The sequence below is a fragment of the Mesorhizobium sp. WSM3873 genome, assembly GCF_001672445.1.
Taxonomy (GTDB): domain Bacteria; phylum Pseudomonadota; class Alphaproteobacteria; order Rhizobiales; family Rhizobiaceae; genus Mesorhizobium.
In genome coordinates this window covers 127323-142242 of sequence record NZ_LYTM01000056.1, presented here as the reverse complement: position 1 = coordinate 142242, position 14920 = coordinate 127323, and the positions used below count along the sequence as shown (strand labels likewise).

Sequence of the window (14920 nt, the reverse complement as noted above, 5' to 3'; positions counted from 1 at the left end):
GGAATGTCGTATTTGGGGGCGTCGCTCAGAGTTTCAACGTTCTCAGCCGCAGCGCGTTGCCGATCACCGAGACCGACGACAGGCTCATCGCCGCCGCTGCGATCATCGGCGACAGAAGCATACCGGTGAGCGGGTAGAGCACTCCGGCGGCGACTGGCACGCCGAGCACGTTGTAGAGGAAGGCGAAGAACAGGTTCTGGCGAATGTTGCGGATCGTCGCCTGGGCCAGTGTGCGGGCTCTGACGATACCGTTGAGATCGCCCTTGACCAGCGTGATGCCGGCACTTTCGACCGCGACGTCCGCGCCGGTGCCCATGGCGATGCCGACATCGGCTCCGGCAAGCGCCGGCGCATCGTTGACGCCGTCGCCGGCCATGGCGATGCCGGCGCCCCTGGCGCGCAGTTCGTCGACAAGTGCCGCCTTCTGATCCGGCAGCAGCCCGGCGCGGACCTCGTCGATGCCGAGCCTGCCCGCGATCGCTTTTGCCGTGCGCTCGTTGTCGCCGGTCGCCATGATGATCCTCAAGCCCTTGTCGTGCAGCGCCTTGATCGCCTCGGCCGTGGTTGCCTTGACCGGATCGGCGACGGCAACCAGGCCGGCAAGCTTGCCGCCGACGGCAACGAACATCGCCGTCTTGCCTTCGGCCTGCAGCGCCTCCGCGCTGGCGGAAACGGGCGCGGTGTCGACGCCGAGGTCGGCCATCATCGCCGCATTGCCGAGCGCAACCTTCCTGCCGGACACGGTACCGGCAACGCCCTTGCCGGTTATCGCCTCGAAGTCCTCGGCACCTGCAAGCTTGGCGCCGCGTTCGGCGGCACGTTCGACGATCGCCTCGGCGAGCGGGTGTTCCGAGCCGTTTTCGAGCGTCGCGGCGAGCGCCAGCAATTCATTCTCCGCAATGCCTTCGGTGGCGACGACATCGGTCAGCCGCGGCCGGCCCTGGGTCAAGGTGCCGGTCTTGTCGACGATCAGTGTGTCGACGGAGGCGAAGCGCTCCAACGCCGCCGCTTCCTTGATCAGCACGCCGGCATGCGCGCCGCGGCCGGTCGCAGTCATGATCGACATCGGCGTGGCCAAGCCGAGCGCGCAGGGACAGGCGATGATCAGCACCGACACCGCCGACACGATGGCGAAGGCCAGGCTGGGCTCGGGGCCGAAGAGCGACCATACAATGAAGGCGATGATCGCCACCAGCACGACAGCCGGCACGAAGTAAAAGGAAACGCGATCTGCCAGCCCCTGGATCGGCGCGCGGGAGCGCTGCGCCTTGGCGACCATTTCGACGATGCGCGAAAGCGTGGTCTCGGCGCCGACCTTTTCGGCATGCATGATGAGGGAGCCGTTCTTGTTGAGCGTGCCGCCGGTGAGCGAATCGCCCTCCGACTTCTCGACCGGCAGCGGCTCGCCGGTGATCATCGATTCCTCGATGGCCGAGCGCCCCTCGAGCACGATGCCGTCGACCGGAACGGCGTCACCGGGGCGGATACGGAGCCTGTCCCCGGTCTTGACGCTGTCGAGCGGCACGTCCTTTTCGGTCCCGTCGGCGCCGATCAGGCGCGCCGTCTTCGGCGCGAGGTCGAGCAAGGCGCGAATGGCCGAGCCCGTGCGCTCGCGGGCTCTGAGTTCCAGCACCTGGCCGAGGAACACCAGCGCGACGATGACCGCGGCCGCCTCGAAATAAACCGGCACGCTGCCGTCATGGCCGCGAAACTGGTGCGGGAAGACATCCGGGAACAGCGTCGCGACAAGGCTGAAGAGATAGGCAGCGCCGACGCCGAGCGAAATCAGCGTCCACATATTGGGACTGCGGTTGAGCAGCGATTCCCAGCCACGATGGAAGAACGGAAACGCCGCCCACAGCACCACCGGACTCGCCAGCGCCAGTTCTGCCCATGTCTTCGTGCGGCCGTCGACGAGGCTTTCGAAGCTGACGCCCAGCATCGGCGCCATTGCGATGATGAGAAGCGGCAGCGAAAGCACGGCGCTGACCCAGAAGCGGCGGGTGAAATCGACCAGCTCCGGATTCGGGCCTTCGTCGCCGGACGGCACGCCCATCGGCTCCAGCGCCATGCCGCAGATCGGGCAGGAGCCGGGCCTGTCGCGAATGATCTCGGGATGCATCGGACAGGTGTATTGCGTGCCCTTAGGCATCGGCTGCGGTTCAGGCCGGCCGGTAAGATAGTTTGCCGGCTCGGTTTCGAACTTGGCCTTGCATCCGGCCGAACAGAAATAGAAGCCCTGCCCTTCGTATCGGGCAAAATGCCTGGCGCTCGCGCGGTCGACATTCATGCCGCAGACGGGATCGGTGGCCGTCAGATATTTGTCCGGCTCTGCCTGGAACTTCGTGCGGCAGCGCTCGCTGCAGAAATGAAAGGTCCTGCCGCCATGCTCGGCCGCCGGCTTGCCGGCCGCCGTATCGACCGCCATGCCGCAGACGGGGTCGCGAATCACCGCTTCGGCCGCAGGCCGAGCATTCTTCCCCGAACAGCAGGATGCGCCATGCGCATGACGATGGTTATGGTTGGAATGGGTCATCAGCAAATGCCTCGGAACTCTCGGATTGAGGCGGAGGTAGTCCTTCCAGTAACTGGAAGGTCAAGGGTCAGTTTCGATTTTTTAGTCTATAAAGTTGATCGGCTGAGTGTCGAACGCACCGTCCGCGTGATGGAATTCGGCCTGTCGCACGCCCCATACACAGCGCGAAGAAAACGCGCTATAGACGCCGCCGAATGGCCAAGATCTCCCTCAAACTCGACGAAATCATCGATGGCGACGCTTTGCGCCGCGACATGACGGCGCTGACGGCGCCGAGCGCAGGCGACGGCTCCGGCAAGGCTGCCCGCACAGCCGTTCTCCAACTGCTCAAGGGCAAGCTCGCGGAAGGGCGAACGATCGCCGAGGCGTTGCTGAAGCAGGATGGCGGCGGCCATGCCTGCGCCGAGCGGCTGTCGCATCTGATGGACGAGCTGATCCGGGCGCTTTACGACTTCGCGGCTACCCACGTCTACCAGGTCAAGAACCGCTCCGCCGCCGAGCGCATGGCGGTCGTCGCGGTCGGCGGCTACGGCCGCGGCACGCTGGCGCCGGGCTCCGACATCGACCTGTTGTTCCTGCTCCCTTACAAGCAGACGCCGTGGGGCGAGCAGATCGTCGAATACATGCTCTACATGCTGTGGGACATGGGGCTGAAGGTCGGCCACGCCACCCGCAACATCGAAGAGTGTCTGAGGCTCTCGCGCACCGACATCACTATCCGCACCTCGATCCTGGAAGCGCGCTTCCTGTGGGGCGAACGCAAGCTCTATGACGAACTGCTCACCCGCTTCGACCACGAAGTGGTGCGCACCACCGGACCCGAATATGTGCAGGCCAAGCTCGCCGAACGCGACGATCGCCACGCCAAGGCGGGCGAGAGCCGTTATCTCGTCGAGCCCAACGTCAAGGACGGCAAGGGCGGTCTGCGCGATCTGCAGACGCTGTTCTGGATCGGCAAATACTTCTATCGCGTGCGTACCGGCCAGGAACTGGTCGAGAAAGGCGTCTTCACCGAAGCCGAGTATCGCGAGTTCCAGAAGGCCGAGGACTTCCTGTGGGCGGTGCGCTGCCATATGCATTTCCTCACCGGCAAGGCGGAAGAGCGGCTGCATTTCGACATCCAGCGCGAGATCGCCGAGCGGCTGGGCTATACGACGCATCCCGGGCTGTCGGCTGTCGAGCGCTTCATGAAGCACTACTTCCTGGTCGCCAAGGATGTCGGGGATCTCACCCGCATCTTCTGCGCCGCGCTCGAGGAAGAGCAGGCCAAGCATGTGCCCGGCTTCAACCGCATCTTTCTCACCTTCTCGCGGCGCAAGCGCAAGCTTGCCGGCACGTCCGACTTCATTGTCGACAACCACCGCATCAACATTGCCGACGACAGCGTGTTCGAACGCGATCCGGTCAACCTGCTTCGGCTGTTCTGGTTCGCCGACAAGCACGGGCTGGAGTTCCACCCCGACGCGCTGAAGCTGCTGACCCGGTCGCTCGGCCTGGCCAACAAGTCGCTCAGGCGCGACGAGGAGGCCAACCGGTTGTTCCTCGATATCCTGACCTCGGACCGCAATGCCGAGCTCAACCTCAGGCGCATGAACGAGGCGGGGCTGCTCGGCAAGCTGATCCCCGACTTCGGCAAGATCGTCGCCATGATGCAGTTCTCGATGTACCACCATTATACGGTGGACGAGCATCTCATCCGCTGCATTGGCGTGCTGGCCGAGATCGAGCGCGGCGACGGCGCCAAGGTGCATCCGCTGTCGCACTCGCTGATGCCGGGGCTGAAGAAGAGCCGCGAGGCGCTCTATGTCGCGGTGCTCCTGCACGACATCGCCAAGGGCCGGCCGGAGGACCATTCGGAGGCCGGCGCCAGGATCGCGCGACGCATCTGTCCGCATATGGGGCTGTCGGCCGCCGACACCGAGACCGTCGCCTGGCTGGTCGAAAACCATCTCGTGATGTCGATGACGGCGCAGACGCGCGACCTCAACGACCGCAAGACGATCGAGGATTTTGCCTCGATCGTGCAATCGGTGGAGCGGCTGAAGCTGCTTCTGATCTTGACCGTCTGCGACATTCGGGGCGTCGGACCCGGCGTGTGGAACGGCTGGAAGGGACAATTGCTGCGCACGCTCTATTTCGAGACCGAGTTGCTCTTGACCGGGGGCTTCTCCGAAGTGTCGCGCGCCGAGCGCACCTCCGCTGCGCGCGAGCGGCTCGCCGAGGCGCTTTCCGCATGGCCGGCGAAGGAGCGCAAGCGCTATGTCGCCCAGCACTACGAAAACTATCTGCTGACCGTCGACCTGCCCGACCAGCTGCGCCACGCCGAATTCGTGCGCGAGGCGGATGTGGCCGGCAGGAAGCTCGCCACCATGGTGAAGACGCATGAGTTCGAAGCGGTTACCGAGATCACCGTGCTGGCGCCGGACCATCCGCGCCTGCTGTCGGTGATCGCCGGCGCCTGTGCCGCGGCCGGCGGCAACATCGTCGATGCGCAGATCTTCACCACCTCTGACGGGCGGGCGCTGGACACCATTTTGATCTCCAGAGAATTCGACCGCGACGAGGACGAGCGGCGGCGGGCCGAACGCGTCGGCAAGCTGATCGAGGACGTGCTGTCCGGCAAGAGCTGGCTGCCCGAGATGATCGAGAAGCGCGCCAAGCCGAAGCGCGGCGCCAAGGCCTTCCGCATTCCGCCGCGCGCCGAGATCCGCAACACGCTGTCGAACCGTTTTTCCGTGATCGAAATCGAGGGGCTGGACCGGCCCGGCCTGCTCTCAGAGGTCACCGGCGCGCTGTCGGACCTATCGCTCGATATCGCCTCGGCCCACATCACCACCTTCGGCGAAAAGGTCATCGACACCTTCTATGTCACCGACCTTACCGGCCAGAAGATCGACAGCCCGACGCGCACGGCCACGATCCACAAGCGGCTGATCGACACACTCGAAGGCAACGCGCCCGAACGCAACGGCAAGGCCAAGGCGGCGGCCGCCGAGTGATCATCACCATCCATTTGACGCAATTCCGCAGGCAGTCATCCTCCGCATGAGCCTTGTCAAGAAATTCGCCACCGTCGCCTCCGGCACGTTGATGAGCCGCGCGCTGGGTTTCGGCCGCGAGATGCTGATGGCGGCGGCCCTCGGCACCGGACCGGTCGCCGACGCCTTCAACGCCGCTTTCCAGTTCCCCAACACCTTCCGCCGGCTGTTCGCCGAAGGCGCCTTCAATGCCGCCTTCGTGCCGCTGTTCGCCAAGGAGATCGAAACGCACGGCACCGACGGCGCAAAGCGCTTCTCGGAGGAGGTGTTCGGCGTGCTGTTCTCGGCGCTTCTGGCGCTCACCATCGCCATGGAACTGGCAATGCCGCTGATCGTCCGCTACCTGGTGGCGCCGGGCTTTGCCGACATTCCGGGCAAGTTCGAGACGACCGTCCGGCTGGCGACGATCATGTTCCCCTATTTGATCTGCATGTCGCTCGGCGCCATGATGGCCGGCATGCTGAACTCGCTGCGCCGCTATTTCGCCGCGGCGATCGCCCCCGCTTTCCTCAACATCATCCTGATCAGCGTGCTCGCCTATGCCTGGTATCATGGGCTCGACGCGCATGATGTCGGCTTCGGCCTGTCCTGGGGCGTGCTGGCGGCGGGCATCGTGCAGCTCGCCATCGTCTGGGTAGCGGTGCGCCATGCCGGCATCTCGATCGGCTTCCGCAGGCCTAAGATGACGCCGAACGTCAAGCGGCTGCTGATTCTGGCGCTGCCGGCCGCTATTACCGGCGGCATCACCCAAATCAACCAGCTGATCGGCACGGCGATTGCCTCCGGGCAGAACAGCGCCGTGTCATCGCTCGCCTATGCCGATCGCATCTACCAGCTGCCGCTCGGCGTCGTCGGCGTCGCGGTGGCGATCGTGCTGCTGCCGGAGCTGTCGCGGGCGCTGAAATCGGGCAATCTGATCGAGGCGGCCAATCTCCAGAACCGCTCGGTCGAGTTCACGCTGTTCATGACCTTGCCGGCGGCCGCGGCGCTCTGGGTGATGTCGGAGCCGATCGTGCGGCTGGTCTATGAGCGCGGCGCCTTCGCCGCCAACCATTCGACGCCGATCGTCGCCTCGATCCTGGCGATCTTCGGCCTCGGCCTGCCGGCCTTCGTGTTGATCAAGGCCTTCACGCCCGGCTATTTCGCGCGCGAGGACACGCGCACGCCGATGATCTTCGCCGCCATCTCCGTCGGCGTGAACGTCGCCACCGCGCTGAGCTTGTTTCCTTCGATGGGCGCGCCGGGCATCGCCGTCGCCTCGGCCGTCGCCGGCTGGGTCAACGCGGCTTTGCTGCTCGGCATGTTGATAAAGCGCGGCCACTGGGGTCGTGACATACCGCTCTTGAAGCGCATTCCCCGGCTGGTGCTGTCGGCTGTTGTGATGGCGGTCGCGCTCTATTTCGCCGAGCACTATTTCGCGGCAAGGCTCGGACCCGGCTCGCCGCTGGTGATCAAGGCGACGACGCTGCTCGCGCTTGTCGGCGGGGGTGCGGCGCTCTACTTCATCACCGCCTTCGGCACCGGCGGCGCCGATTTCGGCATGATCCGTCGGAACGTGAAGCGCGGCACGGCGAAATCTGCGCCGCGGAAATCGAACACCGGCTTGGACGAATAACTCGAACTGGCTTTCAGCAACACCGGTCTTGATCCCGCATTCGCCTTCGTCCATAAGCCCGCCGTCGCAAGACTTTCGCCGCGCGCGGTTTCCAGCCGCATGATTGGCTCCAAAAAGTCTGCAACTTTTTGGAATCATGCGTATACGGCCCTCCACAAGCCATGAGGAAATCATGTCCGCCTTCAAGCCCCTCGTCTTCTCGGGCGTCCAGCCGACCGGCAATTTGCATCTGGGCAACTATCTCGGCGCCATCAAGAAATTCGTCGCCCTCCAGGAACAGTCCGACTGCATCTATTGCGTCGTCGACCTGCATTCGCTGACGGCGCAGCTCGTGCACCAGGACCTTGGCGACCAGACGCGCTCGATCACCGCCGCCTTCCTGGCATCGGGCATCGACCCCAAGAAGCACATCGTCTTCAACCAATCGCGGGTCATCCAGCACGCCGAGTTGGCCTGGATCTTCAACTGCGTGGCGCGCATCGGCTGGATGTACCGGATGACGCAGTTCAAGGACAAAGCCGGCAAGGACCGCGAGAACGCCTCGCTCGGCCTGCTCGCCTATCCGAGCCTGATGGCCGCCGACATCCTGCTCTACCGCGCCACCCATGTGCCCGTGGGCGAGGACCAGAAGCAGCATCTGGAATTGACCCGCGACATCGCGCAAAAATTCAACAACGACTTCTCGGAAAAGATCGCGGCGCTCGGCGTCGGCGTCGAGATGCAGGTCGGCGAAGAGACGGTGAACGGCTACTTCCCGATCACCGAACCGGTGATCGGCGGTCCTGCGGCGCGCATCATGAGCCTGCGCGACGGCTCGAAGAAGATGTCGAAGTCGGACCCGTCGGACCTGTCGCGCATCAACCTCACCGACGATGCCGACACAATCTCGAAGAAGATCCGCAAGGCCAAGACCGATCCGGAGGCCTTGCCGAGTGAAGTCGACGGGCTGGAAAGCCGGCCGGAAGCCGAAAACCTGGTCGGCATCTATGCCGGCCTCGCCGAAATTTCCAAAGCCGACGTGCTGAAGGAATATGGCGGCCAGCAGTTTTCCGTGTTCAAGCCGGCGCTGGCCGACCTCGCGGTCGAAAAGCTCGCGCCGATCGCCTCGGAGATGCGCCGCATCGAGGGCGACCGCGCCTATGTCGACGCCGTGCTCAAGGACGGCGGCGAGCGCGCCCGCGCGATCGCCGAAGGCACGATGAAGACGGTGCGCGACATCATCGGCCTGTTGCAGGACTGATCGGTCCTCGCTGGTTGACTGGGATCGCCATACCGGCCGGCGGCTTGCCGCCGGTCCGTGGCGGTGGCAGATTGCGGCCGAATTGATACCGAGCGGACAGACATGGTTTCCAAACGCCTCAGCCGTGAAGCCGGACATCGCCGCAAATTCCTGGCGATCATCGACGATACGCCGGAATGCGAGCGCGCTGTCGCCTACGCATCGACGCGCGCACAGAGCACCAGCGGCGTGCTGGTCCTGCTCTATGTGATCGAGCCGGACGATTTCCAGCATTGGCTGGGGGTTGAGAAGATCATGCGCGAGGAAGCCAACGCGACCGCGCGCGCGGCGCTCGACACCTATGCCAGCAAGGTGCGCCAGAAGGTCGGCATCGAGCCGGAACTGGTGGTGCGCGAAGGCAAGCCGACCGAGGAAATCCACAAGCTCATCGAGGAAGACCAGGACATCGCCATCCTGGTGCTGGCGGCCGGCGCCGGCAAGGAAGGTCCGGGGCCACTGGTGAGTGCGGTGGCCGGCCGGGGCGCCGCCTTCCCCATCCCGGTCACCGTGGTGCCGCAGAACCTCTCCGACGAGGAAATCGAGAGCCTGGCCTGAATTGGGAAGGCCCCTCCTGCCCGATTGGAACGTCGCCGATCCGCAGATACACATCGATGTTATCAACCAGCCCATAGCCCTTGGCCCGTGTCGGCGGCGCGCCATTTGGAATGGTCACGGAAACGGCCATTCCAAAGGAGCGCCGGTGGACGAATCAACCCGGAAAGCAGGGCGTAGCGGCACGTCAAAGCCGCGAAACGCTGGGACTGGATCACCGGTGCAGCCGCGCTCGCAGGCAGCGCGATCGCAGCAAAAAGCCCGGCAGACGCCTCATGCGCAGCAGGAGCGCAGGCACCGCGTGCTCGCCAAGGGGCACCCGGCCATGGTGGACAGCATCGCCGGCGCGATTACGGTCAAGAATCTCGATCTCTACTATGTCGTCGCTCCCGACGCCCAGATACCGCTGAAAGGCGAGCACGGCTTCGGGCTCTATTTCCACGACTGCCGTTTCCTCGGCGGCTATGAGATGACGCTGGGCGGTTTGCCGCCGATCGTGTTGGCCTCGACCGCGCAAAGAGGTTACGCCGCGCTTTTCGAACTGGCCAATCCCGACCTGCATTGCGATGGGGGGCGACTGATCCCCAAGGACGAGCTCGGCATCCGCTGGGAGCGCATTCTCGATGCGGAGCAAACATGCGTGCGGGAGGTTTTGACCATCCAGAATTTCGGCCACGAGCCGCATGGCTTTCCGCTGGCCCTGCACTTCGGCGCCGGCTTCGAGGACATTTTCAATGTGCGCGGACTGGTGCCGAAGAACCTCGGCAGGTGCGAGCGGCCCGCCTGGCGCGACGGCAGCCTCCACTTTGTCTATCACGGCGCCGACCACGTTCGCAGAACGGCAACAATCGGTTTTTTGCCGGCACCCGATGCCATGCACAGAACGGCGGCCGAGTTCCAGTTCGATCTCGCGCCAGGAGAAAAGCGTACCATCGCGATCACCATAGAATTGAGGGAACTGTCGGAAGAGCCGGAGGCCGAGCAAATGAGCCCGCACCCGGCGTTTGCTCTCGAGGCCTTTGCCGGGACGGTTCAGGCGGATACTGAAAAATGGCTGGAGCAACACACGAAGTTCGACAGCGACAGCCTGCTGCTCAACAGCATCATGGACCGTTCGCTGCGCGATCTCGCGGCGCTCAGGTCGGATCTTGGCAACAGGGAGTATTTCGCGGCCGGCGTGCCGTGGTACGTCGCGGTGTTTGGACGCGACAGCCTGATCGTCGCGCTCGAGATGCTGGCCTTCCAGCCGGACATCGCCGCCCAGACGCTGCGCCTTCTCGCCGGCTATCAGGGACGTCGAACGGATCGATGGCGAGAGGAGCAGCCCGGCAAGATCCTGCATGAGCTGCGCGTCGGCGAGCTCGCTCGCGCGGGCAATGTCCCGCATGCCAGATTCTACTGCACGGTGGACGCGACCCCGCTCTTCCTGCTGCTTCTCGGCCGCTATGCCGCGTGGACAGGCGACGTGGGGCTCTTCCGCGAACTGCGGGAGCCGGTGGAAAAGGCCTTGGGCTGGATCGCCAAGGCCGGAGACGGGCATGGCGAAGGCTATGTCAAATACCGCACCATCTCGGAAAGCGGTCTCGTCAACCAGGGGTGGAAGGACTCGGCCGACGCGATCGTCAGGACCGACGGCAGCATCGCCAGGCCGCCGATCGCGCTGGTCGAGGTGCAGGGCTATGTGTTTGCGGCCAAGCATGCCATCGCCGATCTCTACGAACGCATTGGCGAGCGCAACAGCGCCATTCAGCTTCGCGGCGAGGCCGAAAAGCTTCGGACACGGTTCAACCGCGACTTCTGGTGTGAGGACCTGGACACTTTCGCGCTGGCGCTCGAGGCGCGCGGCCGCCCGGTCGCGGTCGTTTCCTCCAACCCGGGCCATGCGCTGTGGACCGGCATCGCGGATCGGGGCAAGGGCCGCCGAACCGTGCGGCGGCTGATGCAGGACGACATGTTCAACGGCTGGGGCGTGCGCACGCTCGCGAGCGCGGAGCGGCGCTACAATCCCGTCGGATATCATCTCGGCACCGTCTGGCCGCATGACAATGCGCTGCTGGCGGCCGGCTGCCGGCGGTATGGCGAGGACGGCGCGGCGCTGCGGATCTTCACCGCCATTGTCGAAGCGGCGATGCACTTCCGCCATCACCGGCTGCCGGAGGCGATGGCGGGCTTTCAGCGCAACGATTTCCAGGTGCCGGTGCACTATCCCGTGGCCTGCCACCCGCAGGCATGGGCAGCGGGCGCGGTGCCGTTCCTGGTGACCACCTGCCTCGGCCTGGAGCCCGACGCCTTCGCAAACAAGCTGCGGATCGTGCGGCCGCGACTGCCCGATTTCGTCAGCCGCATCGAGCTTCGCGGGCTGCGGGTCGGCGAGGCAAGCGCCGACCTCGAATTCATGCGCAGGGCGGACGGCGCCGAGGTGAACATCCAGAAGACGAGTGGACAACTCAGCGTGGAAGTCGGAGGATAGGCTTGCCGTGGCGGGCGCTCCGCCGGGGCAAAAACATTCCGCCAGCCAGCCGTTCGGGCGACGCGTTTCGCTTGAATGTCCAGCCGATAGAGCCTATTTAGAACTATTCCAAACTATCGGCCCGGAAGGGCCTGGAGATATCCATGTTCATCCAGACCGAATCGACGCCGAACCCGGCGACGCTGAAATTCCTGCCCGGCAAGGAAGTGCTGCGCGACGGCACCGCCGATTTCCGTGACGCCGAAGGCGCCGCACAGGCTTCGCCGCTGGCCGGCCGGCTGTTCGAGATCCCCGGCGTCACTGGCGTCTTCTTCGGCTACGACTTCATCACCGTGACCAAGGACGGTCCGGACTGGCAGCACCTGAAGCCGGCAATCCTCGGCGCCATCATGGAGCATTTCATGTCCGGCGCGCCGGTCATGGCTTCGGCGGCTCCGGCCAACGACGCCGGCCAGGCCGGCGAGTTCTACGACAAGGCCGACGAGGAGCTGGTGCTCACCATCAAGGAGCTGCTCGACACCCGGGTGCGCCCGGCGGTCGCGCAGGACGGTGGCGACATCACCTTCCGCGGCTTCGAGAACGGCACCGTGTTCCTGCACATGAAGGGTGCCTGTGCCGGTTGCCCGTCATCGACGGCGACGCTGAAGCACGGCATCCAGAACCTGCTTCGGCATTTTGTTCCGGAAGTGCAGCAGGTCGAGCAGGTCGCCTGATAATTCTGCTCCGCCGGCCGCCTGTTGCGGTTTCTGAGCTTCTCGGCGGAGTGGATTTTCTCCAACCGCAAAAACAAAAAACCGGGCCCCAACAGCCCGGTTTTCTGTCTTTGGACGTCTTGTTGTTGCCTAGACGGTCCGCGCACGCAAGCTTTTGTCCGCCGCCATCGTGATCACATCACGATGACCTTGGCGCCGACCGAAGTGCGGTCGTAGAGATCGATAATGTCCTGGTTCATCAGGCGGATGCAGCCCGACGACATCGCCTTGCCTATGGAGAACCACTCCGGGCTGCCATGCAGGCGGTAGCCCATGTCGCCGCCCTTGTTGAACAGATACATGGCGCGCGCGCCGAGCGGGTTCTTCAGGCCCGGCTCCATGCCGCCGGCGAATTTGGCGAGTTCGGGCTGGCGCTTGATCATCGGCGCCGGCGGCGTCCAGGTCGGCCATTCGCGCTTCAGCGCGATATGGGCGGTGCCGTGCCACTCGAAGCCCTCGCGGCCGACACCGATGCCGTAGCGCATGGCCATGCCGTCACCCTCGACGAAGTAGAGGAACTTGTTCTGGGTGTCGACGATGATGGTGCCGGGCTTCTCGGGAGTGTCGTAGCGCACTTCCTGCCGGCGGAAGCGGGCCGGAACCTTCTCGATCGGGATGCGCGGCAGCTGATAGCCGGCATCGGTCATCGCGCCATAGTTGTTGGTGAAGATCTGCCCGCCAATGGTGCTGCACCCGCTGATCGCGGTCGACAGCGCAAGGGCGGCGACGATTGCAAACGACTTCAAGCGCATGAATAGGTCCGACGCCCCGCCTTTTATCAGCGGCACGAGTCGGCCGCTTTCTCACCATCATTCATGCTGGCATTTCTTTTGCTTGCCAAGCGTGCACTGCCTATATGCATGACCTTCCCTGCCGGTAAGTGCCGAACTGCGGCATTTCGGCAACAGGGATCCCAGGATTGTGAAGTAAAATCAACGGGGCAGCCGGAAGGGCTGCCGGAGACAGGAGAGCGCCATGAATGTCGGTGATGCCGCCGAGCGTTCCGGCCTGCCGGCCAAGACCATCCGCTACTATGAGGAGATCGGCCTGATCCTGCCGGCGCGCGCCGAAAACGGCTACCGCGACTACTCGCGCGACGACGTGCACCGGCTGGCCTTCTTGCGCCGCGCCCGCAACCTCGGCTTTTCAATCGACGATTGCAGGCAGCTGATGGCGCTTTATCAGGACCGCGACCGCGCCAGCCACGACGTGCGCGAAATCGCCAGCGCCCATGTCAGGGCGATCGAGGAAAAGGTGCGCGAACTGCAGTCGATGCGCGCGACGCTGCAGAAGCTGATCCACGCCTGCCACGGCGACGACCGGCCGGACTGCCCGATTTTGGATGACATGGCGGGGGCGGCGTGAAGTCGCCGACCGGAGCTAGACAAGTATCCGATCTCTATCTTAGCTCTTGAGCCAGAAACAAATCCTCGGCAGGAGTGCTCCACCCGTGAAGGGATACTGGCTCATCGTCGGCACCGAGATTTCGGATCAGGAAGCGCAAGCCGAATACGCCAGGCTTTGGAAGCCCATCGGCGAGAAGTATCAGGCACGCAGCAATCCTTCGAAAGTGCCGCCCCTGCTGGTGGAGGCGCGCGATGCCGGTCGGGTGGTGGTCGTCGAATTCCCGTCATTGGAAGCTGCCAAGGGCTGCTATGACGACCCGGCTTACGAGGAAGCGAAGCGGTTTGCGCTGCAGGCGTCGAACCGCGTCCTGCTGATCTTCGAAGGGGATCTGGGGGAGGCTGGATGAGACGCTCTACAATGAAGCGTCGATCATCGGCATCACTTGGGCGATCATCTATTGGCCTGTAACGTTGATTGCATCCGGCTTGGGATTTTGGGGTTCGTACTGCGGATGCAGCAGGCGTAGCAACACTCTCAAGTGTTGCGGTGGTCTGCGAAATATATAATCGCCCCTGTATTTAAGACCCGACTTGGCACCGGGCACAAATCGTGATCCAAAAGCGGTTGTCTTGGGGGCACCACACTTGATCCGCATAGCAATCCTTGTAGGCATTGCTGCCAGCGCAACGGCATGCACTAGCCAGGCGAATGTTCCTTATTCGAGTAAGGTAACATGCACAAACCATACCGAATACGGTGCAATCCCCGGCGGGGCGCTTGTGCCGGTGAACGTTAATGTTTGTATCCCAGACACACCAAACAAATCCTGTCTGGAATATGTCACTCGCGCCGAAGGGCTGGCGGTCAGGTGTACCCCGCTGACTCGTAAGGCAACCACTGCCGAAGGACGCGCCAGACAACTTGCGGGAAGCAAATACCCTTAATTTGCCGACTCTCGTCGCCCCGGATGAACCGGCGATTAAAGGAACTGGCGCGGCGCAAGCGCCCGCAAAAGGCAGTGATAGCCAAGGGCCAACGATGAGCGAAAACGGCGAGCTTATTATTTATCCCATGCCCAGCCTTGTCGCGACCTTGCTCAATCGGGAGAGAGCAAAGGGAAGCCCTTTGACAGAGGAAGAGGTCATCCAAATCCGCGATAGTTGTCCGGCGATTGCGCTCACTCGGGAGGACGCCAGGCGCATGGATGAATCGAGAGGCTACCTCGATATTGATCCAGAGAATTGCTGGGTAGAATGGCAGCGAGTTCGGTTGGAACTCGCCGACGACTAAGGCATTCGCCCCTCTTGGTTTGTCAACCAGATCATCGCCGA

The 14920-nt window shown here is 63.8% G+C and carries 11 protein-coding genes; 9 read left to right on the top strand and 2 right to left on the bottom strand.

Annotated features, from left to right (window positions below):
- Nucleotides 1-25 precede the first annotated feature (25 nt).
- Nucleotides 26-2536 (bottom strand): heavy metal translocating P-type ATPase, encoded by a 2511-nt coding sequence (locus A9K71_RS28000; protein WP_067003537.1) that lies wholly within the window; start codon nt 2534-2536, stop codon nt 26-28.
- Nucleotides 2537-2730: 194 nt separating this feature from the next.
- On the opposite strand from A9K71_RS28000, the gene A9K71_RS27995 reads away from it, so the two are divergent.
- From A9K71_RS27995 to A9K71_RS27970, 6 genes are all read left to right on the top strand, one after another.
- Complete coding sequence (locus A9K71_RS27995) at nt 2731-5535, top strand: [protein-PII] uridylyltransferase (RefSeq protein ID WP_067003535.1); 2805 nt, start codon at nt 2731-2733, stop codon at nt 5533-5535.
- 46 nt (nt 5536-5581) lie between these two features.
- Nucleotides 5582-7189, top strand: a complete 1608-nt coding sequence (gene murJ / locus A9K71_RS27990) for a murein biosynthesis integral membrane protein MurJ (protein ID WP_067003533.1) — start codon at nt 5582-5584, stop codon at nt 7187-7189.
- A 172-nt stretch (nt 7190-7361) separates the two neighbouring features.
- Nucleotides 7362-8429 carry a tryptophan--tRNA ligase gene (gene trpS, locus A9K71_RS27985; protein WP_067003531.1) on the top strand — a complete coding sequence of 356 codons (1068 nt, stop codon included), beginning with the start codon at nt 7362-7364 and terminating at the stop codon, nt 8427-8429.
- A 102-nt stretch (nt 8430-8531) separates the two neighbouring features.
- Nucleotides 8532-9023, top strand: coding sequence for a universal stress protein (locus tag A9K71_RS27980; protein ID WP_067003529.1), 492 nt, complete (start codon nt 8532-8534; stop codon nt 9021-9023).
- A gap of 322 nt (nt 9024-9345) precedes the next feature.
- Nucleotides 9346-11490, top strand: a complete 2145-nt coding sequence (locus tag A9K71_RS27975; RefSeq protein WP_067003739.1) for a glycogen debranching N-terminal domain-containing protein — start codon at nt 9346-9348, stop codon at nt 11488-11490.
- A 143-nt stretch (nt 11491-11633) separates the two neighbouring features.
- Nucleotides 11634-12203: a NifU family protein gene (locus A9K71_RS27970; protein WP_067003527.1), complete on the top strand. Its 570-nt coding sequence runs from the start codon at nt 11634-11636 to the stop codon at nt 12201-12203.
- Nucleotides 12204-12376: 173 nt separating this feature from the next.
- On the opposite strand, the gene A9K71_RS27965 is transcribed toward A9K71_RS27970, so the two are convergent.
- Nucleotides 12377-12994, bottom strand: coding sequence for a L,D-transpeptidase (locus tag A9K71_RS27965; protein ID WP_067003525.1), 618 nt, complete (start codon nt 12992-12994; stop codon nt 12377-12379).
- Between the two features lie 223 nt (nt 12995-13217).
- Between A9K71_RS27965 and cueR the strand changes: the two genes are divergently transcribed.
- From cueR to A9K71_RS27950, 3 genes are all read left to right on the top strand, one after another.
- A complete protein-coding gene (gene cueR / locus A9K71_RS27960) occupies nt 13218-13607 on the top strand; it encodes a Cu(I)-responsive transcriptional regulator (RefSeq protein ID WP_067003523.1) in 390 nt (129 codons plus the stop codon).
- Between the two features lie 85 nt (nt 13608-13692).
- Nucleotides 13693-13995 carry a DUF1330 domain-containing protein gene (locus A9K71_RS27955; protein ID WP_067003521.1) on the top strand — a complete coding sequence of 101 codons (303 nt, stop codon included), beginning with the start codon at nt 13693-13695 and terminating at the stop codon, nt 13993-13995.
- Nucleotides 13996-14510: 515 nt separating this feature from the next.
- Complete coding sequence (locus tag A9K71_RS27950) at nt 14511-14879, top strand: hypothetical protein (RefSeq protein ID WP_197504283.1); 369 nt, start codon at nt 14511-14513, stop codon at nt 14877-14879.
- Nucleotides 14880-14920 lie beyond the last annotated feature (41 nt).

What these genes read in the sequence shown, in the direction of transcription:
- murJ (WP_067003533.1), top strand. Translation starts at nt 5,582, where the DNA reads ATGAGCCTTGTCAAGAAATTCGCCACCGTCGCCTCCGGCACGTTGATG.
- A9K71_RS28000 (WP_067003537.1), bottom strand. Translation starts at nt 2,536, where the DNA reads ATGACCCATTCCAACCATAACCATCGTCATGCGCATGGCGCATCCTGC.
- A9K71_RS27965 (WP_067003525.1), bottom strand. Translation starts at nt 12,994, where the DNA reads ATGCGCTTGAAGTCGTTTGCAATCGTCGCCGCCCTTGCGCTGTCGACC.
- A9K71_RS27980 (WP_067003529.1), top strand. Translation starts at nt 8,532, where the DNA reads ATGGTTTCCAAACGCCTCAGCCGTGAAGCCGGACATCGCCGCAAATTC.
- A9K71_RS27970 (WP_067003527.1), top strand. Translation starts at nt 11,634, where the DNA reads ATGTTCATCCAGACCGAATCGACGCCGAACCCGGCGACGCTGAAATTC.
- cueR (WP_067003523.1), top strand. Translation starts at nt 13,218, where the DNA reads ATGAATGTCGGTGATGCCGCCGAGCGTTCCGGCCTGCCGGCCAAGACC.
- A9K71_RS27975 (WP_067003739.1), top strand. Translation starts at nt 9,346, where the DNA reads ATGGTGGACAGCATCGCCGGCGCGATTACGGTCAAGAATCTCGATCTC.
- A9K71_RS27995 (WP_067003535.1), top strand. Translation starts at nt 2,731, where the DNA reads ATGGCCAAGATCTCCCTCAAACTCGACGAAATCATCGATGGCGACGCT.
- trpS (WP_067003531.1), top strand. Translation starts at nt 7,362, where the DNA reads ATGTCCGCCTTCAAGCCCCTCGTCTTCTCGGGCGTCCAGCCGACCGGC.